23 protein-coding genes and 1 pseudogene are annotated in these 26,202 nt (G+C 61.1%); 12 read left to right on the plus strand and 12 right to left on the minus strand.

What is annotated here, in order from left to right:
• The first annotated feature begins 190 nt into the window (after positions 1-190).
• The 4 genes from ACLGL5_RS00280 to ACLGL5_RS00295 all read left to right on the plus strand — a co-directional run bounded on the left by ACLGL5_RS00280 (position 191) and on the right by ACLGL5_RS00295 (position 3,762).
• Positions 191-1,402: an acyltransferase family protein gene (locus ACLGL5_RS00280; protein ID WP_120145560.1), complete on the plus strand. Its 1,212-nt coding sequence runs from the start codon at positions 191-193 to the stop codon at positions 1,400-1,402.
• Positions 1,403-1,436: 34 nt separating this feature from the next.
• Positions 1,437-2,513: an acyltransferase family protein gene (locus ACLGL5_RS00285; protein ID WP_019863748.1), complete on the plus strand. Its 1,077-nt coding sequence runs from the start codon at positions 1,437-1,439 to the stop codon at positions 2,511-2,513.
• A gap of 189 nt (positions 2,514-2,702) precedes the next feature.
• Positions 2,703-3,170, plus strand: a complete 468-nt coding sequence (locus ACLGL5_RS00290) for a glycoside hydrolase family 108 protein (protein ID WP_244840138.1) — start codon at positions 2,703-2,705, stop codon at positions 3,168-3,170.
• A gap of 328 nt (positions 3,171-3,498) precedes the next feature.
• Positions 3,499-3,762 carry a hypothetical protein gene (locus tag ACLGL5_RS00295; protein WP_019863744.1) on the plus strand — a complete coding sequence of 88 codons (264 nt, stop codon included), beginning with the start codon at positions 3,499-3,501 and terminating at the stop codon, positions 3,760-3,762.
• Between the two features lie 49 nt (positions 3,763-3,811).
• On the opposite strand, the gene ACLGL5_RS00300 is transcribed toward ACLGL5_RS00295, so the two are convergent.
• Complete coding sequence (locus tag ACLGL5_RS00300; RefSeq protein ID WP_155249186.1) at positions 3,812-4,015, minus strand: hypothetical protein; 204 nt, start codon at positions 4,013-4,015, stop codon at positions 3,812-3,814.
• 221 nt (positions 4,016-4,236) lie between these two features.
• Here ACLGL5_RS00300 and ACLGL5_RS00305 point away from each other — a divergent pair, with 221 nt between their 5' ends.
• Positions 4,237-4,452, plus strand: coding sequence for a hypothetical protein (locus tag ACLGL5_RS00305; RefSeq protein ID WP_080643897.1), 216 nt, complete (start codon positions 4,237-4,239; stop codon positions 4,450-4,452).
• Positions 4,453-5,253: 801 nt separating this feature from the next.
• On the opposite strand, the gene ACLGL5_RS00310 is transcribed toward ACLGL5_RS00305, so the two are convergent.
• Positions 5,254-5,721, minus strand: a complete 468-nt coding sequence (locus ACLGL5_RS00310) for an Lrp/AsnC family transcriptional regulator (protein ID WP_019863741.1) — start codon at positions 5,719-5,721, stop codon at positions 5,254-5,256.
• A 126-nt stretch (positions 5,722-5,847) separates the two neighbouring features.
• Here ACLGL5_RS00310 and ACLGL5_RS00315 point away from each other — a divergent pair, with 126 nt between their 5' ends.
• From ACLGL5_RS00315 to ACLGL5_RS00325, 3 genes are all read left to right on the plus strand, one after another.
• Positions 5,848-8,229: a thiamine pyrophosphate-binding protein gene (locus tag ACLGL5_RS00315; protein WP_494372707.1), complete on the plus strand. Its 2,382-nt coding sequence runs from the start codon at positions 5,848-5,850 to the stop codon at positions 8,227-8,229.
• A gap of 124 nt (positions 8,230-8,353) precedes the next feature.
• Entirely contained in the window at positions 8,354-9,298 is a 945-nt protein-coding gene (locus ACLGL5_RS00320) for a GHMP family kinase ATP-binding protein (RefSeq protein ID WP_494372708.1), read from the plus strand.
• Positions 9,292-10,365 carry a PLP-dependent cysteine synthase family protein gene (locus ACLGL5_RS00325; RefSeq protein ID WP_494372709.1) on the plus strand — a complete coding sequence of 358 codons (1,074 nt, stop codon included), beginning with the start codon at positions 9,292-9,294 and terminating at the stop codon, positions 10,363-10,365. Before ACLGL5_RS00320 ends, ACLGL5_RS00325 begins: the two co-directional genes overlap by 7 nt.
• On the opposite strand, the gene ACLGL5_RS00330 is transcribed toward ACLGL5_RS00325, so the two are convergent.
• Positions 10,360-11,622: a threonine synthase gene (locus ACLGL5_RS00330; RefSeq protein ID WP_494372710.1), complete on the minus strand. Its 1,263-nt coding sequence runs from the start codon at positions 11,620-11,622 to the stop codon at positions 10,360-10,362. The genes ACLGL5_RS00325 and ACLGL5_RS00330 overlap by 6 nt on opposite strands.
• 202 nt (positions 11,623-11,824) lie before the next feature.
• Between ACLGL5_RS00330 and ACLGL5_RS00335 the strand changes: the two genes are divergently transcribed.
• The 3 genes from ACLGL5_RS00335 to ACLGL5_RS00345 all read left to right on the plus strand — a co-directional run bounded on the left by ACLGL5_RS00335 (position 11,825) and on the right by ACLGL5_RS00345 (position 13,294).
• Positions 11,825-12,091, plus strand: coding sequence for a helix-turn-helix domain-containing protein (locus tag ACLGL5_RS00335; protein ID WP_019863732.1), 267 nt, complete (start codon positions 11,825-11,827; stop codon positions 12,089-12,091).
• Positions 12,092-12,257: 166 nt separating this feature from the next.
• The gene (locus ACLGL5_RS00340) at positions 12,258-12,986 is read left to right on the plus strand and encodes a LuxR family transcriptional regulator (RefSeq protein WP_019863731.1); all 729 of its coding nucleotides are present in this window, start codon (positions 12,258-12,260) and stop codon (positions 12,984-12,986) included.
• Positions 12,987-13,150: 164 nt separating this feature from the next.
• Positions 13,151-13,294 (plus strand): ketopantoate reductase family protein, encoded by a 144-nt coding sequence (locus ACLGL5_RS00345; RefSeq protein WP_494372711.1) that lies wholly within the window; start codon positions 13,151-13,153, stop codon positions 13,292-13,294.
• A gap of 11 nt (positions 13,295-13,305) precedes the next feature.
• Here ACLGL5_RS00345 and ACLGL5_RS00350 read toward each other — a convergent pair.
• The 9 genes and pseudogenes from ACLGL5_RS00350 to ACLGL5_RS00390 form a co-directional block, all read right to left on the minus strand.
• A pseudogene (locus ACLGL5_RS00350) lies at positions 13,306-13,524 on the minus strand (aspartate 1-decarboxylase); the annotation flags it as partial.
• Positions 13,525-13,592: 68 nt separating this feature from the next.
• Positions 13,593-14,576, minus strand: a complete 984-nt coding sequence (gene bioZ / locus ACLGL5_RS00355; RefSeq protein ID WP_019863730.1) for a 3-oxopimeloyl-[acyl-carrier-protein] synthase BioZ — start codon at positions 14,574-14,576, stop codon at positions 13,593-13,595.
• Positions 14,573-15,838: an adenosylmethionine--8-amino-7-oxononanoate transaminase gene (locus ACLGL5_RS00360; protein WP_027047872.1), complete on the minus strand. Its 1,266-nt coding sequence runs from the start codon at positions 15,836-15,838 to the stop codon at positions 14,573-14,575. The genes bioZ and ACLGL5_RS00360 overlap by 4 nt, the downstream gene beginning before the upstream one ends.
• A complete protein-coding gene (bioD, locus tag ACLGL5_RS00365; RefSeq protein ID WP_027047871.1) occupies positions 15,838-16,473 on the minus strand; it encodes a dethiobiotin synthase in 636 nt (211 codons plus the stop codon). The genes ACLGL5_RS00360 and bioD overlap by 1 nt, the downstream gene beginning before the upstream one ends.
• Positions 16,474-16,484: 11 nt before the next feature.
• Positions 16,485-17,624, minus strand: coding sequence for an 8-amino-7-oxononanoate synthase (locus ACLGL5_RS00370; RefSeq protein ID WP_494372712.1), 1,140 nt, complete (start codon positions 17,622-17,624; stop codon positions 16,485-16,487).
• On the minus strand, positions 17,621-18,595 hold the full coding sequence (bioB, locus tag ACLGL5_RS00375) for a biotin synthase BioB (protein ID WP_051112943.1): 975 nt from the start codon (positions 18,593-18,595) through the stop codon (positions 17,621-17,623). The genes ACLGL5_RS00370 and bioB overlap by 4 nt, the downstream gene beginning before the upstream one ends.
• A 48-nt stretch (positions 18,596-18,643) precedes the next feature.
• Positions 18,644-20,797, minus strand: a complete 2,154-nt coding sequence (gene scpA / locus ACLGL5_RS00380; protein ID WP_019863725.1) for a methylmalonyl-CoA mutase — start codon at positions 20,795-20,797, stop codon at positions 18,644-18,646.
• Positions 20,794-22,797 (minus strand): acetyl-CoA carboxylase biotin carboxylase subunit, encoded by a 2,004-nt coding sequence (locus ACLGL5_RS00385; protein WP_019863724.1) that lies wholly within the window; start codon positions 22,795-22,797, stop codon positions 20,794-20,796. The genes scpA and ACLGL5_RS00385 overlap by 4 nt, the downstream gene beginning before the upstream one ends.
• Positions 22,798-23,028: 231 nt before the next feature.
• Positions 23,029-24,561, minus strand: coding sequence for an acyl-CoA carboxylase subunit beta (locus ACLGL5_RS00390; protein ID WP_494372713.1), 1,533 nt, complete (start codon positions 24,559-24,561; stop codon positions 23,029-23,031).
• Positions 24,562-24,752: 191 nt separating this feature from the next.
• Between ACLGL5_RS00390 and ACLGL5_RS00395 the strand changes: the two genes are divergently transcribed.
• The gene (locus tag ACLGL5_RS00395) at positions 24,753-26,165 is read left to right on the plus strand and encodes a helix-turn-helix domain-containing protein (protein ID WP_494372714.1); all 1,413 of its coding nucleotides are present in this window, start codon (positions 24,753-24,755) and stop codon (positions 26,163-26,165) included.
• The last annotated feature ends 37 nt before the right edge of the window (positions 26,166-26,202 follow it).

Here is a 26,202-nt window from a genome sequence, read left to right on the forward strand (position 1 = left end):
GCCCGTTGCCGTGGTTCCATCCTGAATAAAGACGGGCTTTCTGGCATAGGAATAATGCCACTCGCCGTCCCTGGGCACTGTCTCGATTGGGGTAGTTGATGATCTAGGTTAGAAGTACCAGCGCGGCCAGACAGACGGCGAGCATCTCTGTTTTGTTCAACTTGGTCATCATGCTGATGGGCAATATCACATGCTGGCCGACGATCTCAACCGTTGCGTCAAAATTCCAATCCCTGTAGGAGCAATGCATCTGGCGGGGGCTCGCCGGGTGTCCAAATTGACGACGCAGATCAAACGGCCGGATCGCTTTCCCTATCTCAGCGCCCTGCGCGGGATGGCTGCTCTATGGGTCGTGATGGTCCATGTAGCCCATATGCCTAATCCGCATTTGGCGCTTCCATGGTGGGCAGAGGGGTTCGTCGGAAACGGCGTTATGGGCGTTAATCTGTTCTTCCTCGTGAGCGCGTTTTCGCTTTGCCTTACAATGCCGAAGCATGACAAAGAAGAAAGGCCCTATCTAGGGTTCATGCTGCGGCGTTTTTTTCGGATAGCTCCGCTATTCTACCTCTTGATCATCGTGACACGCCTGATGCGCATCTTTCCTTTCAGATGGAGTGCGCTAGCCGCGAACATATTTTTCGTCTTCAACTTCATTCCAGGCAGCGGATATCAAACGGCGATGGTCCTGGCGGGCTGGACGATTGGCGTGGAAATGGCGTTCTACGTGATGTTTCCCTTCATATATGCCAGAACCAAAAGTGTGACGTTGGCCATTCGGGCGCTCGTTGTTGCCTTCTTAGTCGCCGCGGCTTTTCGATCTGTCATCGGGAACTTGGTGGCCGACTCCGCCTCGTACATAAATCAGTCCATCTTTGGGTTGGCGCCGATGTTCATGTTCGGGATCATCGCGTTTTATATGGTCCGGGCTGCTGGCGAATGGAAACATAAACGAGTGATCGGCGCTCTCCTGCTGGCTTCGGTGCCGCTTCAGTTCTATGTGATTATCCATGGCTTGGTCCCATTCGGCCCGGCCATCTATTGGCAAGGGCCGATGTTTGGGTGCCTCTTGGTGGGGCTCTACCTTCTCCCGCTCAGGCTGCTGGTCAACACGGCAACCGTGTGGCTCGGCAATATCAGCTATTCCATCTATCTCGTGCACAGCCCGGTAATCGTTGTGCTAGCCTACAGATCTACGGTGTACCAGCACCTTCACGCGTTGGGACTAGGCCCAGTTGAAACCTATGCACTGGCGCTGGGACTGACGCTGGCTTGCGTGATCCCTATTGCTGCCTTGACCTTCTACGGCTGGGAAAACTGGCTGAATGAATGGGGCAAGGGCTTCGCCTCGCGGGTGGCGGGGAGAAAAGAACAAACCCGCATAGTCGTTCAGGAAGCGGCCTGAGAGGGAAAGGCGCGCGCGATGGTAGTTGGAGCCAATGCTCTATAAAAACATCCAGGGTCTTCGCGCCGTCGCGGCATTGATGGTGATGTTCGCCCATATCTACCCAGCATTGCCGATGCAGGCTCAGTGGACGCTGCCTTATGTGGGCACCATGGGACCCAGCGGCGTTGATCTGTTCTTTGTGATTTCAGGGTTCGTAGTCTATTTGTCCGCCGACAGACTGGGCAAAAAGGCCGAGATCGTGGGCCGGTGGCGCTCCTTTCGAGAATTCGCCGTCAAGCGAGTGCTTCGAATCTATCCCGGCTATTGGGTCGCGTTTTTCGTCGCTTCGGTTCTGCTTCTGACAACCACGTTGGTCGTGGCCCCACCGCAGATATCAGAGAGACCCCTGTGGGGATTGCTTCTTCTGATTGACCAGCCCAACAACAGAATTGGGGCGGCATGGACGCTGCAGTATGAGGTGACCTTTTACGCAATCTGCGCGCTTGGAATCCTGCTGTTTCCACGGCGCATCCTGCTCATGCTAGGTCCGGTAGCAGTGGCTGTTTTCTTTGGGTGTGTCGCCGGCATCGTTAAGCCAATGGCATATCTTTTCTTGGAGTTCGTCTTTGGCATAGTCGTCGCCTTGTTGGTGCAGCGGAAGATCTCCGGGCACGCAGCGTCATCGCTGGCCGTAGGGGTCGGCGGCATGATTATTGGCGCGGTCTATTTCCATTCTCAAGGCGGCTGGTGGGCTCTTGGTCACATATGGCGTGTCCTGTGTTTTGGCCTGCCCAGCGCCTTCATCGTTTACGGCCTGGTAGCCATGGAGATCAGGGCCGGATGGGTATTCTCGAGGCCGTGGGTTGGTGTCGGGGATTCCTCCTACTCTCTGTACCTCTGGCACTATCCCCTGTTCGCGGTGCTGGCCGCCTGCTACGCGGACCTGGGGATTATTGGCAAAGTGCCGGTGGAGGTTTTGGCGCTGACTTCCTGTTCGATTGCCGTTCTCATCGGCCTTGCCAGCTACTACGCAATCGAGCGACCCATCAACAAGTCCGGATGGTTGGCCCGACTGGCTGGCGTGCAGTCTAAAGCCATGATTGGGCGTTCTGCCGAGGTCGCGGCCTAGCCACCTTCCGCAGTGCTTCCCGAACTACAGCGGCATCGTTGCCGTCGCCGCTCTTCAGCACAATCCAGACACCATCAACGAGCGCCAGCAGTCCGCCGTCATAGCTGGCTTTTGCCCATGGCATGCTGAGATAGCTTAGGTCCCCCGTTGGCCCATCATTGTCGGCGGCCCGCTGAGATCCATCGGGATTTGATCCGACAGCTTGTCATCCTTCCTCACCATCGCATCGGCCTCCTCTGGGGCCGGCGACCATACCATCATCACCCGAAAGGAAAACTCATGGCTGTTTCCCGTGAAAAGGAATCGCTTGCCCGCGTACTTGCGCATGAGGGCGGCTATTCGAACCATCCCAATGATCCCGGTGGCCCGACGATGAAGGGAACGCAGCGCGTCTATGACGGCTTTCGGAAGGGCAAAGGCCTTGCCACTCGCTCAGTAAAAAGCCTCACCACCGCCGAATTGAATGAAATCTATGTTCGTCAGTATTGGGACGCGGTGCAGGGCGACACGTTGCCGGCCGGCGTCGACTACGTGGTTCTTGACGGCGCGCTGAATTCCGGTCCCGGTCGCTCGATCATGTGGCTTCAGCAGGCGTTGCGACCTGCATATACCGGCCGCATTGACGGCGTCCTCGGCATGGGCGGCGTGCGGCGCTGAAGGCGGACAAGAACAACGACGCGCTGATCGACCCATCTGCAACGCCCGCATGGCCTTCCTCTGCTCGCGTTGCTGAAGTCCGAGCAATCGGCCAGGCATGGGCAACCGGCCAGGTGCCACAGGCGGCTAACTTCATAGACGGCGGCCAAGCTAAAGCCTTTGTCGATGATGCCAACGCCGCACCGTCAACCGCTCCGGCGGACTTGGCAACTGGCGCCGGCACCGGTGGCCTCGGTCTGTCTGGTTACCTCTATGATCTGGCAGAACCAGCTGTCGCCGCTGTCCTACACCAGCGAGTGGATCGGCAAGGTGGTCACTCGAAAGCGCGGTGCTGGCGATCGGCGGGCTCGGCTATCGCTGGTACGCCAATCGCAAGGCCAAACGTCTATGGGACGGGTCCGCAAGGATAAGACGGCCCGAGGGTATCCCGGAAGCGGTCACAGGCCCGAAAGTGGAATGGCTCAAGCCTGGTTTCAGGGCGCGTGTCCGCTACCTCCGAGGCGAAAACAAACTGCGCCATGCGTCCGTGCAAGATGTCCAGGAGACAGATGACAACGAAGCGGCGGTGAGCGACACCGTCCGCGATGAGTAAGCCCGGCCGGCTTCGGCGCAAAATTCGACACCGAGCCTGCGTAAGTGGTCTAGCCTACCCTGCTGTCCAGGTCATAATAAACTTGGACGAGGTCCTCAATGTCCTCGTCAGCGTCCTTGATAATGCGCTCTAATGCGGTGCAAAGCATTTCGAAGGCGGCGGCTAGGTCACCGGTAGCTCCTAGCGCTCGCGCCTGCCGCAAGGCCTCATTCGCAGTTTGAAATCGTATGTACTCTTCCATCGGCTGCGTCATGGCGGTAGCTCCGAATTGGGCGGCAACACGAACAAAAAACATCCTACTTGTCAGGTTTCAAAACCTTTAAAGCTGGTGCCAAATGAAGCTGCGCGGAGGGGCCAAACGATTTTGCGGGCTACAATATCGCTGAGGCGCTCACAAACTGTCCGCTGGAAACCAGCGAAGGAACAATTTTAGCAAGCGATAATTTTATAGGTTAGTTAGCCAGGGAGGCTATCTTGACCCAACGACGGATCGACAAAGAGCGCATCGAGCGCGCCGATCGAGAGGCGAAGTTGTTGATTGAGGCGGAAACGCTGGCACGAAATGCAAAGACGGCGCGATTGCGGGCGCTCCGTCTTTCCTCGGCACAACCCACGGAGAGGCCAGCTCCGGTGAAAACGCGCCGGCCGCCCGCTAAAAAGTGGTCGACGAAAATTATCGAAGTCAACTGAGGCAAAACAGCTTTGGATCCCGCCCGCTGCTGCCATCAGTCGATTGAACCCCGCCGCATCGAGTGTCGAATATTCTTGCTTTAGCTTTGGGCGGCGGACAATGAGACCTTTCTTGTATTGAGGGCAGATGAAACCGATCAGCACCCCCGTCGCGGCGGCCAGGATCCCTGCGGAACATTAGTCATTCCTAAAGATTGACTCACGCGGCAGGGCGGGTGCCCGCGCCCCCTTGTCGAAGATCGGACTCCGATCGGCCCGCGCTCTCTCCGCCAGAGAGTGCGGGCTTCGTCTACATTCAGGGAAATGATCGCCCGAACATGGTACGGTTCCATACAATTTACCGATTCGACTTTTCCGAGCCTGTGCCGACAGTAAATTAGTTGCGTGGGTTATCGAGGCGCATTGTGATGCCTCTCGCTGACAGTGGTATCCTGTCCACATTTTCCAGCAAGCGTTGTTCGAAGCCCTCGACGACAGGCTCCAGCATATCAGAACTTACCAATACAAGATTGTAAATTTCCATGAGCATTAGCGGCCCAGCACCTTTATTGCGAGGGGGACTGGCAGCGATGGCCGCTGGGCCTGCCCGGCGGGACGTTGAGGACGGGCGGCGCCGGCTGGCTGGCTGGAATACATGCGCTCATGCTAATATCAGCGCAACATACGAACGCGCATGGCTTAGCGATGACCGACAAGCCTGCAACAACGTGTCGTCAGCGTCTTCGAGAAGCCGAACTGGCGCACTGTGCTGACCACCAAGACAAGCAGAAGGCGTTCCGCCCGCTGGAGACTACCGGTCGGTTAGGCAGGCAGGACCTCCGACCGCTTGACCTGCCCCAGGGCGAAGCTGCTTTCTATCGAGGCGATGTTGTCCAGCCGCGTCAGCTTGTCCTTGATGAACCGCTCATAGGCCTCGAGGTCGCGCACCACGATGCGCATCAGGTAATCGCGCTGGCCGGTCATCAGATAGCAGTCGACAACCTCTGGCCAGCGCAGCACCGCCTGGGAGAAGCGGTCGAGATCGTCCTCGCGTTGCCGTTCAAGCTTGATCGACGCGAAAGCGCTGATCGGCAGGCCGAGCTTCTTCTGGTCGAGGACCACGGTGTAACCTTTGATGACGCCGGCGCTCTCCAGGAGCCTCACGCGCCGGGCGCATGGTGAAGGCGAAAGGCCGACGGCTTCAGCCAGGTCGTTCGTCGTCGCCTTTGCGTTCTTCTGCAGCGCGGCGATGATTTTCAGGTCGATTGCATCGAGCGTCGGATTTGGCACGTTTCCCTCATGTGGGCGTCATTTTTGGCTGGATCAGCCAATATCATCGATAAGCTTGCGCAAGAATAGCCACTTTTGACAGACCTTGGCCGCTATCTTTGAGCCGCGATTTCACGGGAGCCGACGATGACGATCCTTTCCGAGCTTGAACGCAAGGTTCTGTGGCTGGCTGTCTGGATGATCCATCATGCCAATCATGTTCGCGGGTCGCAGGACGGCCTCAAGGTCGGCGGTCATCAGGCGTCGTCGGCGTCCGCGTCGACCTTGATGACGGCGCTCTACTTTCAGATCCTCAGGCCTGAAGACCGCGTTGCCGTCAAGCCGCATGCGAGCCCCGTCTTCCATGCCATCCAGTATCTGTTCGGCAGGCAGACGCTCGAGCAGCTGCAGAATTTTCGCGGCTATCGCGGCGCGCAGTCCTACCCGTCTCGGACCAAGGATATCGACGATGTCGATTTCTCGACCGGGTCGGTTGGACTGGGCGTGGCGCAGACCCTGTTCTCCTCGCTGGTCCAGGATTATGTCCGGGCAAAAGGCTGGAACGCGGACCAGCCGGAAGGCCGGATGGTCGCCCTTCTCGGCGACGCCGAAATGGATGAAGGCAATATCTTCGAGGCCCTTCTTGAAGGCTGGAAGCACGGCCTGCGCAACACCTGGTGGGTCGTCGACTACAACAGGCAGAGCCTTGATGCGGTGGTGCGCGAAGGCCTTTGGCAGCGCTTCGAGTCCATCTTTCGCAACTTCGGCTGGGATGTGGTGATCCTGAAACATGGGACATTGCAACAAGCGGCCTTCGAGGAAGAGGGCGGCGAAAAGCTGCGGTCCTGGATCGATGCATGCCCCAATCAGCTCTATTCGGTGCTGACCTTCCAGGGCGGCGCCGCGTGGCGCCGGCGCCTTCTGGATGACCTGGGGGACCAAGGACCGGTGACCCGCCTGATCGAGAAGCGCAGCGACGAAGACCTTGCCGCCTTGATGGCAAACCTTGGCGGCCACGATCTGGCAAGCATCATCGATGCCTTCGAGCAAGCGCGCGGTCATGATCGTCCGACCTGTTTCATCGCCTATACGATCAAGGGCTTCGGCCTGCCGCTCGCCGGCCACAAAGACAATCACGCGGGATTGATGACGCCAGCGCAGGTCGACGCGCTGCGGCAAGGCATGGGTGTGCGCGAAGGGCATGAATGGGATTTGTTCGAGGGCCTTGCATACGATGAGGCGGCGATGCGGTCCTATCTGGCGTCGTCGCCTTTCGCGCAGGCAGCTACCCGTCGCCATAAAGCTCCAGCCGTGCCCGTGCCGGTGCAGATACCCTGGGGCGCACAGGCCTCCATGTCGACACAACAGGGCTTCGGCCTCTTGATGCACGAGATCGCCAAGTCAGACAGCGATTTTGCCAAGCGTGTCGTGACCACGTCTCCGGACGTCACGGTCTCGACCAATCTCGGCGCCTGGGTGAACAGGCGGGGCCTGTTCGCGCGCGGCGGCCAGGCAGACCTCTTCCGGGAAGAACGCATTCCCTCTACCTTCAACTGGACGTTTTCGCCGTCAGGACAGCATTTCGAACTGGGCATCTCGGAGATGAACCTCTTCACCATGCTCTCGGCGCTGGGTCTGTCGCACTCGCTTCACGGCGAGCGCCTGCTTCCCGTCGGAACGCTCTACGACCCCTTTATCGAGCGTGGCCTCGATGCGCTCAACTATGCTTGCTATCAGGATGCGCGCTTCATCCTGGCGGCGACGCCTTCTGGCGTGACGCTGGCCCCCGAGGGCGGAGCGCATCAGTCGATCACCACGCCGCTGATCGGCATGGCGCAGGACGGCCTGGCGACATTCGAGCCGGCCTATGTCGACGAACTGGCAGTCATCCTGCGTTGGGCATTCGACTACATCCAGCGCTCCGGAGAGGCCGAGCCCGATGACCAGACCTGGCTGCGCGATCAAACGGGAGGTTCGGTCTACTTCAGGCTCTCGACGCGGGTGATCGAGCAGCCGACACGCCAGACCGGGAATCCCTTGGCGCGCGACATCGTCGATGGCGCTTACTGGTTGCGCAAACCCGGGCCGAATGCCGCTGTGGTGATCGCCTATTCTGGAGCTGTCGCGCCGGAGGCGGTGCAGGCATTGGGGCTGATGGCCGGTGACCGGCGCGATGTCGGGCTTCTTGCCGTCACCTCTGCCGATCGGCTGAACGCCGGCTGGTCTGCCGCGGCGCGGGCGCGCCAGTATGGCCATCCCCGCGCCACCAGCCATGTCGAGCGCCTGCTGGCTGGTCTGCCCGCCTCATGCGCCATCGTGACGGTGCTGGACGGGCATCCCGCGACGCTCGCCTGGCTGGGTTCGGTCCATGGCCATCGCACGCGCGCGCTCGGCGTCGAGCATTTTGGCCAGACCGGTACGATCGCGGACCTCTACCGGTATTACGGGATCGATGCGCAAGGCATCATGGCTGCGGCGCAATCGGTTTCGGCCGGCCGGCCGCTGAGGCACCTCGGCTCCGCCGCCTGACGATCGGCCAGCATCGCCTCGTCCCCTGCTGATACAACAGGAAGCCGTCAATACCGGAATTCCTTGAGAGCGGCCGTCAGTCGTCGGCGCCATCTTCCCGCGTGGCGAGAAAGCCTGGGGAAAGATGAAAATGGCTGAGGCCGGCGATCTCATGGGTCGTGAAGCGCTGCGGTCGCCGGTGGGGACGGCGGTGGCGATTGCGCATCACGGCGAACTCATCCAGGGCGTATTCAAGGATTTTGGCGGGCGCCTTCATCGCGGGCTCGTCACGCTGCCGATTGCGAGCTTGAGATCGGAGGCGCGCTTTGCCAGGAGCGACGACGATGCGGTCGTTGTCCACCCCGATCACAAGGTCAAGGCGTCGGCCGCCGCGCGGCTCACGCTCGATTTCCTGAACGTCACCGGCGGCGGCGAGCTGACGCTTCAAAGCGCAATCCCCGTGGGGCACGGCTACGGCTCATCGACGGCTGACGTTGTCGCTTCCATTCGCGCTGTCGCCGCGGCCGTTGACGTCCAGTTGCGGCCGTCAAGCATCGGGCGTCTGGCCGTGGCTGCCGAGCGCGCCAGCGACGCGATCGCCTTCGACGATCACGCGGTGCTTTTCGCGCAACGCGAAGGCACGGTGATCGAGAATTTCGGAGGCTCGCTGCCGCCGCTGCTTCTGGTCGGCTTTAAGGCAAATGGCGGGGTTCCGGTCGATACATTGCAGCTGCCGCCCGCACGCTACGACAGTGCCGAGATCCAGGAATTCGGCGTGCTGCGGGCGCTGGTGGCGCGGGCGGTTCGCCTTCAAGATCCCTATCTTCTCGGACGCGCCGCCTCGGCAAGTGCGGTGATCAGTCAACGGCACTTGCCAAAACAGGGCTTCAACGAGATCGCCGAGATTGCCAGGCGATCCGGGGCGTGCGGGGTGCAGGTCGCCCATAGCGGTTCGTTGTTCGGCCTGATCTTCGATCTTTTCGCATCGAATCTGAAGCGACGGGCGGCCCTGGTTGCGCAGCAGATAAGACGTGCCGGCTTCAAGGATGTCGAAGTCCATCTGGTCAATGCGGAGGGCTGGTCATGGTGACCCGCGACGTGGACTATTTCAGGGATCTTGAGACCCCGCGCCTTGCGCACCTTGCGCCAAATCTAGTGGCCGCGGCTTTTCCGCTCATGAAGCTGATGCCGGCCCGCTTCATTCTGGATCGGGCAGCGTCGAATGGCGAACTGAAGGCAGGCTCCCACATTGTCGAGACGACATCGGGCACGTTCGGCATGGCGGTCGCGCTGCTGGCGGCGGCGCGTGACTATCGCCTTACACTCGTCACCGCTTCAACGTTGATCGATGCCAAATACAAAGCCCGCCTGGAGCGCATCGGCGCCACGGTCATCGCCCTTGACGATCCGCGCGGCGACGGCAACCAGCCTGGCCGGCTGGAGCGCCTCCAGGAAATCCTGGCCAACGAGCCGGACGGCTTCTGGACCCGCCAATACGACAGTCCGGGTAATTGGCTTGCCTATGCGCGGCTGGCCGAACTTTTCATCCGGGCAATGGGCAAGGTTGACTGCCTGGTCGGCTGCGTCGGTACGGGCGGCTCGCTATGCGGCACCGCGTCCTTTTTGCGAACGGTCTTTCCGCATCTGACGGTGTTTGCCGTCGATACCCATCGCAGCATCCTGTTCGGACAGCCCGTCGGCAAACGCATGCTGCGGGGCCTGGGCAACAGCGTTCTGCCGAAAAATGTCAGGCATGAGCTTGTCGACGAGATCCATTGGGTTGGCGCCTATCCGGCGTATAGGACCGCGCACCGCTTGCTGCGCGAGCACGGCCTCTTCATGGGGCCGACCAGCGGCGCCGCCGCGTTGGTGGCGCATTGGGTTGCAACGACCCTTCCGGATGCGCAAGTGGCGGTCATCATGCCTGACGAAGGCCATCGCCATGCCGAGACTGTCTACAATGATGAATGGCTCAGCGCTCTGTCTGGCTGGCCCTGCAAGGAACCGTCCGAGCCAAGGACGCTGACCACCATTGCACCGGCCGCGGAGACGCAATGGACACGCTTTCTCTGGCTGCGTCGCAGTCTCGACGATGTGCTCAAAACGCGCGAGGCAAGCGACGTGCCACCGGCTGTTGGCGCGGCGGAAAATCTATGAAGCGAGATCCAGCCCGTTTTTGTCGAGCCAGCGCCAGGCATCGTCCGTCGTCTGGAAGATCTGATCGTGTTCGTTCGATCCGGCGGACCGATCGAGGTCCTTGAGACCGCTGGCTGTAACGACGGCCACGACATGGTCTGTGGCTGCGATGACACCTTGGTCCTTCAATGTCGATATCGCCATCAGCGGCGTGACAGACGCCAGTTCGGCAAAGATCCCTTCGTCCCGCGCAAGGCGTTCCTGCATCGCGATCAGGCCGTGATTGTTCACAGGGACGGCGTGCCCGCCGGATTCGCGCAGGGCCTTCAGCGCCTGAAAGGTGCTGCGCGGCGTGCCGATCGATACGGCCAGGCTGTCGAACAGCATCTTGCGTTCACTCAACGCATCGGCGCCGCTGGCCAGAGCGTCCGCCAGCGACCCATGCACCTCCGCCGCGACGAGACGAGGCAGGCGCGCGATCGACCCTTGCGCGAACAGCTCGCAAAAGCCAGCCCACACGCCGGACAAGGCATCGCCATAGCAGACCGGCAGGACGCACCAGTCTGGCGCCGTGCCATCCGATTGCTCGACGATCTCGTAAGCAATCGTCTTGTAGCCCTCGATGCCGAGTGGATGGCTGCCGACGACCGGACCGTGATAGGGCGAGGCGATGAACCAGTCGTAGCGGGCAGCCGCCTGTTCAAGCAGCGACCATCGGTCCATTTTGCTGACCAAGGGCAGGACCGTCGCGCCATATTTCCGGATCTGCGCCAGCATCGCGCCGGCCGATCCCGCAAACGTGGTGACGACGCATTTCAGCCCGGCGCGGGCAGCGTAGGCCGCCAGCGAAGCGCCAGCGTTTCCCGATGAGGCGGTCGCCACGATCTTCGCGCCACGTGCGCGCGCCACGCTGACCGCGATCGTCGAAAAGCGATCCTTGTGCGACCAGGTCGGGTTTCGGCCTTCGTCCTTGATTGCAAGGTCCGGCACGCCGAGAAACGCGCCGATGCGCGGTGCGGCAAGCAAAGGCGTCAGACCCTCGCCGAGGCTCACCGCCTCCGCCTCTGTGCAAGGCAGCATATTCGCAAAACGCCACAGCGAGCGCGAGCTGGTGGCGCCGGCTAAAGGGTCGGGCTGCGGAGCTGCATAGACGGGCGCAAGATTTGCCGGCGCGGTGTCCTGGCAGCGCGCGCATCCCTTGGAGTCGATGGTGACGTCGGCGGGATAGGAAGTGCTGCATCGGATGCAGACGAACTCCAGGACGCGACCTGTGTCCATAACGGGTCGGTTTTGCTCGCCTGGGAGATGCGCGGACATATCGTGTGCGAGGTCGCGAAACGGCCGGCTCGCCATGGCTATTCCTTATCCAGGAAACGATGAAATCGCTGGTTGTTTCAAACAGCCAACAGCAGCGATGTCAATGCGGAATGTGCACTATAGTGTGTCGCACCATAGTGCGCGTCGTAGCATCCGTTGTTTGATGAAACTTCGCGGCGTTTTCGGCCTGAACGTGCAGCGGCTCCGGAGAGAGAGAAAACTCTCTCAGGAGCAGTTGTCTTTCGTTTCGGGTCGCACGCGTGCCTATATCAGCAGCGTCGAGGCCGGCCGGCGCAACGCCACGCTGGATACAGTCGAAATTTTGGCCAAGGCATTGAATGTCGAACCGCAAGAGTTGGTTTCAGCAAGCCCGGAAAATAGGCGAGCTAGCCGGGTGACGAAACCGGCCGCTTCCAAGTCGACCGATTGAAGCCAACGTCATCAATGCAGTACTGATCCGGTCTCCACTTATCTCTTCGTTTTGACATGCGATTGACTCCTTCAGTGTACATTCGATCCGCCTCCTATTGAAGATGGTATCAAGACACGCATAGGTTGTTGTGCGGGTAGGGCTTGACTGTAGTCGAGGTCTGCCAATGGAGAACAAAATCGTTTCTGACCTCTTTGCGGCGATCTCGAAGATCGACACCGCGCGGTCGGCCGATGCCATCCTTCAAGCTTTCCGCTCAGCCATGGAGCGCTACGGATTGCGCAATTTTCTGATCACCGGACTGCCTGTGCCGCACGATACGGACTGGCAGCGTGAGATTCTTGCTGATGGCTGGTCTCCTGAATGGCATCGTCGCTATGTCACCGAGGAGTATTTTTTGCACGATCCTTGTGTCGCCCAGTGCCGGCACTCGCCACAGCCCTTCCGATGGGGCGAGCTGCCGGCCGCAAGGCTGGTTGCACGCGCGAAGCTGGTCATCGACGAGGCGGCCGAGTTCGGGATGAAAGAAGGTATCTGCGTCCCCATTCATGTCCCACTGGCCGGGCCGGGCGTCGTCACGATGGCGAGTGACCGGATGGAGGTTCCGCCAAGCGCCATGCCCCTTATCGAAACACTTTGCGTGCATACCTTTCGCCGCCTCTCAGCGCTGGGAACACCCGGCGATGGCGATGAACCCACGCCCTTGACGGCGCGCGAGCGCGAACTCCTGGAGTGGAGCGCGCAAGGCAAATCCACCGATGACATCGCTTGTATCCTCGGCGTCACCAGGAACACGGTCGAAAGCCATCAGCGCAACATTCGAGGCAAGCTCGATGCAATCAACGTGGCGCATGCCATTGTCAAGGCGCTGCGACGGCAGGAAATCCAGATTTAGCAATACCTGAATACCGTCATACGTACGGCAAGTCGATTTTCCTACGACGCTCCGCCTGGATCCGGCATTTCCACTCTGGGCGATACGATGGAAAACGTGGTTGCTTTGGCCGGCATGATGCCGAACCAGAATCTTCAACCGCGCAAGATTTGGCTCGGGGCAAGGTGAGTGAGATTGACCACCTCAATGGGTATATCGCTCACCAAGGTAAAGCTCTCGGTATTCCAACACCAGTGAACCGGGCTCTACATATCATGGTCAAGTTGATGGAGGCAGAGACTCATCAAATGAATCTGGCCAACAAATGACCTGGCCAACAAATGACCTGCTCGCCGTACTGAAAGGTCCGGCGGCGCCGTGGGTCGCGCCCGCCGAGAATGACATAGGTCGAAATCCGCGCACCCGGAATTCTAGTTCCATATATCGGCGGGATTCCTGTTGCTTCGCAGTGGTCAGGGTTCAGCGTTTCGAACCATGGTAATTGAGGTTCGCTTCGGTGAAGTGGATGCCGTGCAAGCTTGGGAACTATTTTTCGCATTCATCGCGATATCCTTTCCATCATGGATGACTGATCCGGCCGTCCTCTGGGCGGCCGGGTCGCCCCCGCTAAATTCCCATGACGAGTGCACCGCCGCTGAGACCCGCCCCTGCGGCCGCCAGCAGGATTTTCTCGCCCAGCCGAAACGGCTCCTCTTGATTGGCCAGCGATAGCGACAGCGGGATCGTCGCAGCGGAAGAATTGCCATGGTCGGCGATCGTCTTGACGATTGCTTGATCTGCTATGCCGAGGTTTCGCCCGACCGCATCAAAAATGCGGGCATTGGCCTGGTGCGGTACGAACCGATTGATGCCCTGCGGCTGCAACTGGGCCGCGGCGAGCGCCTCCTGCGAGCAGGCAGTCATCATGTCCACGGCCTTGGCGAACACTTCGCGTCCGTCGGTCATCGTCATGCGGGTTTGCCCGAGGTCGAGGTCGCCGTGGAACGGGATGGTGCTTCCTCCAGCGGGTATCTGGATCAGCTCGTAGCGCGAGCCATCGGAATCCACCGAGGCGCCGAGAATGCCCCGATCTGGGTCCTCGCACGGACCGATCACGAGGGCGCCGGCGGCATCGGCGAAAAGGACCGAGCTCGCGCGCTCGGCTGGATTGATGCGGCGGCTGAGGATGTTGGCGGCGATGACAAGGCTTGCTTTGCCATGCAGGCGCGTGAAGCCATCGGCGAACATCAGCGCATAGATGAAGCCGGCGCAGGCACCGGTCAGATCGACTGCGCCTGAGCGGCCAAGGCCGAGCTTGTGCGCGACCAAGGGTGCACTGGGCGGCAGAAGATGGTCGGGCGTCGAGGTGGCAAGCAACAGCAGACCGACGTCGCTACGGTCGATGCCGGCATTCGCCAGCGCCATGTCGCCAGCCTGCGTGGCAAGACCAGACAGCGTGTCTTCATCCGCTGCCCAGAAGCGCGAACGGATTCCTGTGCGCCTTTCGATCCAGCCAGGTTCGAGGCCGAGATTGCTCTCGATCTGGGCATTCGCCACCTTGCGGCCAGGCACGTGATGGCCAAACCCCAGAACGCGCGACGACTTGCTCATGGCCTCGAACCGAAACGAGCGCCGGCCTCCTCGATGGCGTCATAGACTCCGCCCAACTCGTCGCTGGTGATGCAATAGGGCGGGAGAAGATAGAGGACATTGCCGAGCGGGCGCACAAGCATCCCTCGGTCAATGAAGAACGCGCGCAGCTTCGGCCCGATCTCGGCGAGATAACCCGCGGAATCGGTTCGCAGGTCGAGCGCTGCGATCGTTCCCGTCGCTCGGCTGTCGGTAAAATACGGATTGTCCCGAAACCGTCGAAGCCCCGCGGCCTGCATCACGCTCAAGGCCGTGATCCGCTCGGCCACTGGCTCGTCGCACCAGATCTCGACATTGGCGAGTGCTGCCGCGCACGCAATCGGATTGGCGGTGTAGGAGCTCGAGTGGAAGAACGTCTTCTTGCGGTCCGTCGAATAATGAGCCTGGAAGATGGCATCCGTGGCGAGCGTGGCGGCCAGCGGGATGGCGCCGCCGGTCAAGCCCTTCGAGGTGCACAGTATGTCAGGAGAGATGGACGCCTGCTCGGAGGCGAACATGGTGCCGGTGCGTCCCCAGCCGGTCATCACCTCATCCGCGATCAGCAGCGTGCCGGAGGCCTCGGCGATCTTCTTCAATTCGGTCAGCACCCAGGCCGGATACATCAGCATGCCTCCCGCGCCCAGCACGAGCGGCTCGACGATCAGGGCGGCGGCGCGCCGGTCGCGAGAAACCGCCTCGAACCGATCCAGCGTCTCCTGCTCGTGTCCGGCGGCCGGAAAGGGGATGGTGTCGACCTCGAACAGCAAGGGTTCGTAGGCGGCGTTGAACACGCCGCGGGCACCGATGCTCATCGTGCCGACGGTATCGCCATGATAACTGTGCTCCATGACGGAGATGCGCGAGCGCGGCGCGCCGATGTTGCGAAAATAGCCGAGCGCCATCTTCAGCGCGACTTCGACCGAGGTCGAACCGCTGTCGGAATAGAACACCCAGTCGAGGCCCGACGGAGCCAGGCCGACAAGCGCCCTGGCCAGGCGTTCCGCCGGCTCGTGCGTGAAGCCCGCGAAGATGATCTGGTCGAGGGCGGACGCCGTCGTCTCGATGCCCTTCATGATGCGGGGATGGCGGTGGCCATGCGTGACGACCCACCAGGACGAGATGGCGTCCAGGATACGCGCGCCGTCCGCCTTGTGGAGATAGGCGCCTTCAGTCAGGACGATTTCCGGGATCGCAGGTTCGAGCGCGTGCTGGGTGAAGGGGTGCCATACGCGGGATTGCGACATCATCGATCCCCTCCAATCAGTGCGGGATCGAAATTGGCAATCATCGCTTGCCTCAGTGCCTTGGGCGTCAGCGGATCGAGGTGCGGCAGCCTGCCGAGTTGCGGCACATTGCCGAATTCCGCTATCGTCCTTTGGCTGTCGGCCATTTCCTCGCCGATGAAGGCAACGCCGATCACCGGGATCGAGCGCGCCCGCAAGGCCTCGATTGACAGCAGGGTGTGATTGATGGTGCCGAGCGCGGTGCGGGCGCACAGGATGACTGGGAGTTTCCACTCCCGGAAAATATCAATGAACCTTGTCTGTCGATTGAGCGGCACCATCAGCCCGCCGGCGCCTTCGATTATGAGCGGACCAGGCAAGTCCGGAAGCGACAGCTTTGCCGCCTCGATCGCGACGCCGTCGATTTCGGCTGAGCGATGCGGCGACAGCGGCATCGTCAGGCGATAAACTTCCGGCAGGACGCGCCCCATCGGCAGGCCGGCGAGCCGCTCCACAACCTCGCTGTCGGTCTCGCCGTCGAGGCCCGATTGCACCGGCTTCCAGTAGAAACCGTCGAGCAGGCCGGCGAGCCCAGCCGCAAACACGGTCTTGCCAATTCCGGTGTCGGTTCCGGTGATGACGATGCGTTGGGTCATGCCGCCTCCGGTCATGTTTGGGCCAACACTTCGACCAGCGCTTCGACCATGGCGGAAATGTCGGCTTCGCCGACGTTGAGCGTCAGCGAGATACGCAGGCGCGACGTGCCCTCGGGCACGGTCGGCGGACGAATGCCGCGGATGTCGAAGCCGCGCGCCTGCAGTGCCGCCGCCACAGTCATGGTGCGCCTGTTGTCGCCGATGACAAAGGGCTGGATCTGCGACCCGCTCGACACCACCCCACACCGCTGGGCCAATAGAAGGCTTACGAAGGCAACGCGTTCATGCAGCCGGTTACGACGGATCGGTTCTTCGGACAGTATGGCAATCGCCTCGCGCGCTGCCATGGCCATCAGCGGCGATGGCGCGGTGGAGTAGATGAATGGCCGGCAGCGGTTGACGAGATAGTCGCAAAGGAGTCCCGGCCCGGTGACGAGTGCACCGGACGCTCCGAGCGCCTTGCCGCAGGTATGGAGCGCAATGATGTTGTCGCGGCGCTCGAAAGCGGCAGCCAGCCCCCGGCCGTCCGGCCCCCAGACGCCGGTGGCATGGGCCTCGTCAACGACAATGAATGCCTCGTGGCGATCGGCAAGCGCAATCAGGCTCTCCATGGGCGCACGGTCGCCATCCATGCTGTAGAGGCTTTCGACACCGATCCAGACGCGCCCCATGCCGCCCTCGGCGCGCCAGCGGATGATCGCATCCTCGATAGCATCGACGTCGTTATGTGCGGTGAGCTTGAACTCGGCGCGGCCAGCGCGGGCCCCCTCATGCATGCTGGCATGGGCCAACTCGTCGAGGACCAGCAGGTCGCCCTTCTGCGGCAGCGCGGTCAGCAAAGCGAAGTTGGCGATGTAGCCGCTGCCGAAGAATAGCGCGCGCTCGCTCCCGAAAAATGCCGCCGCGTCCGTCTCCAGCGCCTCGTGTTCCAACGCGTTGCCGCGCAACAGCCGCGATCCGGTCGCGCCTACCGGCATGCCCCGCGCAATCGCCGCCGCAACCGCATCGCCAAGCCTTTTAGAGGCGGCGAGCCCGAGATAGTCGTTCGACGAGAAGTCGAGCCCGGCGCGGGGCGACAGCGTGCGCAGCCGGTCCTTGCGCGCCAGCCCCTGCAAGGTCGCGTCATAGCGGGCAAGCGGTGTCCCGTTCATTGCGCCCCGAGTTCCATCGGTTCGATGCCGAGACGGCGGAACAAAAGGGTATCCTCGTCCTCGCCCGGATTGTCCGCCGTCAGCAGCGTGTCGCCGACGAAGATCGAGTTGACACCGGCAAAGAAGCACAGCGCCTGCATCTCGTCGGTCATGGCGGTGCGTCCTGCAGAAAGTCGGACATGCGATTTAGGCATCATAATGCGCGCCAGCGCGATCACGCGCACGAATTCGATCGGCTGGATCGGTCTGGCGTCGGCAAGCGGGGTGCCGGCGATCGGGATCAGCATGTTGATCGGAACGCTTTGCGGATGTTCTGGCAGATTGACCAGCGTGACCAGCATGTCGATCCGGTCCGCCGGCTCTTCGCCCATGCCGACAATGCCACCGCAGCAGACCTTGATGCCGCTGTCGCGGACATTGGCGAGCGTATCCAGCCGGTCGGCAAAGCTGCGTGTGCTGATGATCTCGCTATAGTAGCGCTCCGACGTGTCGATGTTGTGGTTGTAGTAGTCGAGGCCAGCCTGTTTCAGGCGAGCGGCCTGATCGAGGTCGAGCATGCCGAGCGTCATGCAGGTCTCCATGCCGAGCGCTTTTACGCCCTCAACCATAGCGACGACCGCATCCATGTCGCGCGCCTTGGGGTTTCGCCAGGCGGCACCCATGCAATAGCGCGTGGCACCGGCGTCACGCGCCTTGGTCGCTTCGGCGATGACGCGCCTGACCTCCATCAGTTTCGACGCCTTCAGACCGGTTTCGTGATGCGCCGACTGGCTGCAATAACCGCAATCCTCCGGACATCCGCCCGTCTTGATGCTGAGAAGTCGGCTGAGCTGGACCTTGTTGGGATCGAAATTCTGGCGGTGGACGGTTTGCGCCTGAAACAGCAGGTCGTTGAAGGGCGCGTCGTGAAGTGCCCGAGCCTCTTCCAGGGTCCATCTCCGGCGGCTCTCGTTGGATTGCGCCTTGGGCATCGGCAAATCCGAAATTGCTGACTGCATTTCCATCCCTGTTCTGTGCGGCTAAATGTTTCGACGCTTGCCTTCCATGAGATCCAACACAGCGCGCGCTGCATCCAGCACATTGGTGCCTGGACCGAAAACGGCGGCGACGCCGTGGTCAAGCAGGAATTCATAGTCCTGACGCGGCACCACGCCGCCGCAGACGACGATAATGTCGGCAGCTCCCTTGGCAATCAGCGCGTCAATCAATTGCGGCAACAACGTTTTGTGGCCAGCCGCGAGCGAAGACACGCCGACGACATGGACCTCTGCGGCGATAGCCAGATCGGCAGCCTCGTCGGGTGTCTGAAACAATGGTCCGGCAATGACCTCGAAACCGATATCGCCAAAGGCGGAAGCGATGATCTTGGCACCGCGATCATGTCCATCCTGGCCGAGCTTGGCGACCATGACCCTCGGCTTTCCGCCACGCACCGCCGTGAAATCCCCGAGACGCGAAACCAGCGTCTGGAATTCCGGTTCATGTCTATAGGCCGCACCATAGACTGACCTGACCACTTCGGGGACCGCTGTATGATCGCCAAACACCTTGTGCATTGCGTTGGAAATCTCCCCAACGGTTGCGCGGGCCCTTGCCGCTTCGACCGCTGCCTCGAGAATGTTGCCTTCGCCGCTGGCCGCGACCGCGCCAAGCACAGCCAGCGCCTCGCTGGCACGGCGCGGGTCGCGCTGGCGCCTGGTCTTCTCGATGCGGGCAATCTGCGACTGGCGTACGGCGGCGTTGTCGATATCGAGGATGTCGATCCGGTCTTCGATATCGAGACGGAACTTGTTGACGCCGACGATGACCTCTTCGCCCTTGTCGACGGCCGCCTGACGGCGTGTCGCCGCTTCCTCGATCATGCGCTTGGGCAGGCCGGAGGCAACGGCTTTGGTCATGCCGCCCATCGCCTCGACCTCTTCGATCAGTGCCCAGGCTTTTTCGGCGAGCTCATTGGTTAGGCTTTCAACATAGTACGAGCCGGCGAGCGGATCGATGACCTTGGTCACCCCGGTCTCGTGCTGCAGGATGAGCTGTGTGTTCCGAGCGATGCGCGCCGAAAACTCCGTAGGCAAGGCAATTGCCTCGTCGAACGAGTTCGTGTGAAGCGATTGTGTACCGCCGAGCGCCGCAGCCAGCGCTTCATAGGCTGTGCGCACGATGTTGTTGTAGGGATCCTGCTCCTGCAGCGAAACGCCCGATGTCTGGCAATGGGTGCGCAGCATGAATGACGATTGCTTCTTCGGTTCGAACTCTTCCATGATGCGCGACCAGAGCAGCCTCGCTGCCCGCAGCTTCGACGCCTCCATGAAGAAATTCATGCCGATTGCGAAGAAGAACGAAAGCCGCCCGGCGAAATCGTCGACATTCAGACCCTTGGCGATCGCCGCGCGGACATATTCGCGCCCGTCGGCCAGCGTGAAGGCAAGTTCCTGGACCAGCGTCGCTCCGGCCTCCTGCATATGGTAGCCGGAGATCGAGATCGAGTTGAACCTTGGCATCTCCCTTGCCGTATACTCGATGATGTCGGCGATGATCCGCATCGAGGGTTCGGGCGGATAGATGTAGGTGTTGCGGACCATGAACTCCTTGAGGATGTCGTTCTGGATGGTCCCGGACAGCTTTTCGCGCGCGACACCCTGTTCTTCTGCCGCGACGATGAAGTTCGCCAGGATCGGGATCACCGCGCCGTTCATGGTCATCGACACCGACATCTCCTCTAGCGGGATGCCGTCGAACAGGATTTTCATGTCCTCGACCGAGTCGATCGCCACGCCGGCCTTGCCGACATCGCCCTCGACGCGGGGGTGGTCTGAATCGTAGCCGCGATGGGTGGCTAGATCGAAAGCCACAGATAGCCCCTTTTGGCCGGCGCCGAGCGCCTTGCGGTAGAAAGCGTTGGATTCTTCGGCTGTCGAAAAGCCGGCATACTGGCGGATCGTCCAGGGACGGCCGGCATACATGGTGGCCCGTGGCCCGCGCAGGAACGGCTTCAGTCCCGGAGACGAACCGAGATGCTCGATGCCTTCGAGATCGGCGACCGTATAGAGCGGCTTGACTGGGATACCTTCAGGCGTTTGCCAGACTAGTGAATCGGGCGATGCGTTCAACTCGCGCTCTGCAAGCGCCCGCCACTTGTCACTGTCCACGTTGTCGACCACCATCTTGTTCATTCGAATTCCATGATGAGTTCGTCAACCGCCAGGCTGGCGCCGGCCTCAGTGGCAATGCGCAGGACAGTCGCCTTGCGCTCGGCGCGCAGGACGTTTTCCATTTTCATGGCCTCGACAGTGGCAAGCGCTTGCCCTGCCTCGACCTGGTCTCCCGCCTTGACCGAGATTGAGGTGACCACCCCCGGCATTGGGCAAAGCAGCATCTTGGAGGTGTCCGGCAACTGTTTTTCCGGCATCAGCAGCGCCAGTTCCGCAATGCGGCGCGAGCGCACATAGGCGACGACATCCATGCCCCGCCAGCGCAGGCGAACGCCCGTCGCCGCGGGTGCCGTCTTCACGCCCATCGCATCTTCGCCCACGGTGAATTTCGCATGAGAGCGACCGGGTAGCCAGTCGCTGGCTACGGAGATCGGTGCACCCTTTGGGAAGCTGACGACGATCCTGTCGTTTTCTTCCCCAACCGTGATTGCAAAGTTTTGGCCAGCAAGAGTCGCCACCCAGTCGCGACCCACCACCCGACGGTGATTGTCCAACGCGCCGGAAGTCAGCACACTGCGCTTCTGTGCCTTCAGATTCATGAAAGCGGCGATCGCCGCCAGCTTCCTGGCGTCGTCCGCGGATGGTTTGATCCCCAAAAAGCCTTCGGGATATTCCTCGGCGATGAAAGCCGTTGTAATCCGGCCGTCACGAAAACGCGGATGAGCCATGACCGCGGAGAGAAATGGAAGGTTGTGGCCGATGCCTTCGACTTCGAAGTCGTCGAGCGCTCGTGCCATGGCCTCGATCGCGGCCAGCCGGTCGGGCGCCCATGCGCACAACTTGGCAATCATCGGATCGTAATACATGGAAATCTCACCGCCTTCGAAGACGCCGGTGTCGTTGCGCACAACGGTGCCGTCGTTTCGCTTGCCTTCGGCTGGTGGGCGATAGCGTGTCAGCCGGCCTGTCGACGGCAGGAAGTTGCGGAAGGGATCCTCGGCATAGAGCCGGCTTTCAAGGGCCCAGCCATCGAGTTTCACGTCGTCCTGGGTCCAACGCAGCTTTTCACCGGCGGCCACACGGATCATTTCCTCCACAAGGTCGATGCCGGTGATCAGTTCGGTCACCGGATGCTCGACCTGGAGGCGAGTGTTCATCTCGAGGAAATAGAATTTCTTCGCGCCGTCGACGATGAACTCGACCGTGCCGGCCGAGAAATAGCCAACGGCCTTGGCCAATGCCACTGCCTGTTCGCCCATGGCCTTGCGCGTCAAGGCGTCGAGGAAGGGGGAGGGTGCCTCTTCAATGACCTTTTGGTTGCGCCGCTGAATTGAGCATTCGCGTTCCCCGAGGTAGATCAGGTTGCCATGCTGATCGCCAAGCACCTGGATCTCGATGTGGCGCGGTTGGGTAACGAATTTCTCGATGAAAATGCGGTCGTCACCGAAGGAGGACTTTGCTTCATTTCTTGACGACTGGAACCCTTCGCGCGCCTCCGCGTCGTTCCAGGCGATCCGCATCCCCTTGCCACCGCCGCCGGCCGAAGCCTTGATCATCACCGGGTAGCCGATCTGGCCGGCGATGCTGGCGGCTTCGTCGGCATCTGCGATCAGTCCCATGTGACCAGGTACGGTCGAAACGCCGGCCGCCGCCGCGATCTTCTTCGAGGTGATCTTGTCGCCCATCGCTTCGATGGCGAACGGTGGCGGTCCGATGAACGCGACGCCGATGGCTTTCAGCGCTTCGGCGAAATTGGCGTTTTCCGACAGGAAGCCGTAGCCTGGATGGACCGCGTCAGCGCCACTGGCTTTCACGGCATCGAGGATTTTTCCGATTACGATATAAGACTGGCTAGACGGTGGCGGGCCAACATGCACGGCCTCGTCAGCCATCTTGACGTGCAACGCATCACGGTCCGCGTCGGAATAGACAGCAACTGTCGCAATGCCAAGTCTCTTCGCTGTCTTGAAGACGCGGCATGCGATCTCGCCGCGATTGGCGATGAGAATCTTCTTGAACATGGGTGATCTATTGCTCCACGACAAATGTCTTGTGGGCGCGAGACTGCGTCCACGTTAACCCGGCCAGGTCCAGGGTTTTGGAAATGTCGATGGTGCAAAGGCACCAGTCCATTTCACCGGCGTGCTCCAACCAAACCAGGCCCTGAGGTCCGCCGATGAGTTCAGAAAGTTGCCGCGGCGTCGCGTAGGTGCGTCCGCCGCAGGATACGTGAATGCACATTGCTCTCACCTCTAGAGCGGCATCGTGTCGTGCTTCTTCCAGCGTGCATCGACGCTCTTGCCGCGCAAGGCGGCAAAGGCGCGGGCAATGCGCCGGCGCGAGGAATGCGGCATGATCACCTCGTCGATGAAGCCGCGTTCTGCCGCCACGAACGGATTGGCGAAGCGTTCCTCGTAGTCGCGGGTGCGCTGCGCAATTTTGTCCTTGTCGCCAAGCTCCGAGCGATAAAGGATCTCGGTCGCGCCCTTGGCACCCATTACCGCGATCTCGGCTGTCGGCCAGGCATAGTTGACGTCGGCGCCGATGTGCTTCGAGGCCATGACGTCATAGGCGCCACCATAGGCCTTGCGTGTGATCAACGTCACCATCGGCACCGTCGCCTGGCTATAGGCAAACAACAGTTTCGCCCCATGCTTGATGACGCCGCCATATTCTTGCGCGGTGCCGGGCAGGAAACCGGGTACGTCGACCAGGGTCAGGATCGGGATCGAGAAAGCATCGCAGAAGCGCACGAAACGTGCTGCCTTGCGCGAAGAGTTGATATCGAGGCAGCCTGCCAGCACCATCGGCTGGTTGGCGACGACACCGACCGTCTGGCCCTCGATGCGCAGGAAGCCGGTGATGATGTTTCGGGCGAAGGCTTCCTGTATCTCGAAGAAATCCGCCTCGTCGGCGATCGCCAGGATCAGTTCGCGCATGTCGTAGGGTTTTGCCGCGCTGTCGGGGATCAACGTGTCCAGTCGCATCTCGAGCCGCGAAGGATCATCGTGGAATGGACGCATCGGCGGCTTTTCGCGATTGTTGAGCGGCAGGAAGTCGAACAGCGACCTGACCTGCTCCAGCGTCTCGACATCGTTGTCGTAGGCGCCATCCGCAACCGACGATTTCGTTGTGTGCGTGCGCGCGCCACCAAGTTCTTCGGCGGTGACGATCTCGTTGGTGACGGTCTTCACCACATCGGGGCCTGTCACGAACATGTAGGAGGAATCCCGCACCATGAAGATGAAGTCGGTCATGGCCGGCGAATAGACCGCACCACCGGCGCACGGCCCCATGATCACCGAAATCTGCGGCACCACGCCCGAGGCATCGACATTGCGCTTGAACACGTCGGCATAGCCTGCAAGCGAAGCCACACCCTCCTGGATGCGCGCGCCGCCTGAATCGTTCAGGCCGATCACTGGCGCGCCGTTGCGCACCGCCATATCCATGATCTTGCAGATCTTCTGGGCATGGGTTTCCGACAGCGAGCCGCCGAGAACGGTAAAATCCTGCGAGAAAACATAGACCAGCCGGCCGTTGATCGTGCCCCAGCCGGTGACGACGCCATCGCCGGCGACCTTCTGGCCCGCCATGCCGAAGTCAGTGGCGCGGTGGGTGACATACATGTCGTATTCCTCGAACGACCCCTCGTCGAGGAGAACGTCGAGACGCTCGCGTGCCGTCAGCTTGCCCTTGGCGTGCTGGGCGTCGATGCGCTTCTGCCCGCCACCGAGGCGGGCCTCGCCACGGCGTGCTTCAAGCTGTTCGAGAACGGCGCGCATCAGCGGCCTCCTTGGTGCAGGGCGCTGCTGTATGAAGGATCATCGTTCCACCCCCGGACCAGACCTTGCGCACGGCGCGCCGGTCACATCAGGCAGCGTTCATAAATTCCCATCGATCCCGGCGGAACGCTTGAACAGGTGTGGTTGTGTAATGTAAGCTTTTGAAAATTGTAAATTGCGAATTTGCAAACATGGCAACTCGAAAACTCTATGTCGGCCGTAAGATCCGCAACATCCGCGAGTCCCACAAGGTCACGCAATCCGTCTTTGCCGAGCGCATTGGCATCTCGACCAGCTATCTCAACCAGATCGAGAACAACCAGCGGCCGGTTTCGGCCGCCGTGCTGCTGGCTCTGGCCGAGACCTTCCAGATCGATATCGGCGCCATTTCGCTGGGCGACGACGACCGGCTGCTTTCGGCGATGACGGAAGCGCTGGCCGACCCGGTCTTCGACAACTACAAACCCAACCTCCAGGAATTGAAACTGATCACCCAGAACGCGCCGGGCCTCGCCCGTGCGCTTATCGCTTGCCATCAGGCCTACCGTCGAAACAGCGAGCAACTGGCGAGCTTCGACGACACGCTTGGACGCTCCGCATCCTTTGCCGAGCCGACGCCCTACGAGGAAGTACGCGACTTCTTCCACTTCGTGGACAACTACATCCACGAACTCGACCTCGCTGCCGAAAAACTGGCGATGCAGCTTGGTATCTCGGAGCGCGAAACCAGCGGCATCCTGCCCGGCTATATGGAAGAGCGGCACAAGGTCCGCATCGTCCGGGCCGAATTTGGCGAGGACATTCTTCGCCGTTTCGATCCAAAGTCGCGGGTGCTGTTCCTCAATCCCTATTCGCCGGCTTCAACCCGCAATTTCCAGATCGCCTTCCAGATCGCCGAGCTGGAGATGGACGCGCAGATCACGGCAATTGCCGGCCATGCCGGCTTCCGGACAGTCGAAGCCCTGGAAATCTGCAAGATCGGCCTGATGAACTACTTTGCCGGCGCACTGACCTTGCCCTATCAGTCGTTCCTGACGGCGGCGAAGGAATTGCGCCATGATCTCGACCTTCTGGCCGCGCGCTTCGGCGCCAGCCTGGAGCAGGTAGCCCATCGATTGAGCACCTTGCAGCGTCCGGGTCTCAAGGGTGTCCCGATCTTCTTTGCCCGTATCGACCGCGCCGGCAACATCACCAAGCGCCACAGCGCGGCAAAGCTGCAATTCGCTCGCTTTGGCGCCGCCTGTCCGTTGTGGAATGTGCACCAGGCCTTCGAGACGCCCGGCCGCATCATCCGCCAGCTTGCCGAAACGCCGGATGGCGTGCGCTATCTTTGCGTGGCGACCGAACTCGCCAAGGGCGGCGGCGGCTTCAACGCGCTGCAGCGACGTTACGCGATCGCGCTTGGCTGCGAGATCACCCATGCCGACAGCTTCGTCTATGCCAACAATCTCGACCTCGGCAATCGTGCGGCCTTCGATCCGATCGGCATTTCCTGCCGCATCTGCGAGCGGACGAATTGTCAGCAGCGCGCGGTACCGCCGCTAAAGCGCAAGCTGACGGTAAATCATAACCAGCGCGGCGTTCTGCCGTATTCGATCAGTTGATTCCAGGTGAGCGGTTCCCATCCTGACCACCGAGAGG

The sequence above is a fragment of the Mesorhizobium sp. U510 genome (genome assembly GCF_059180695.1).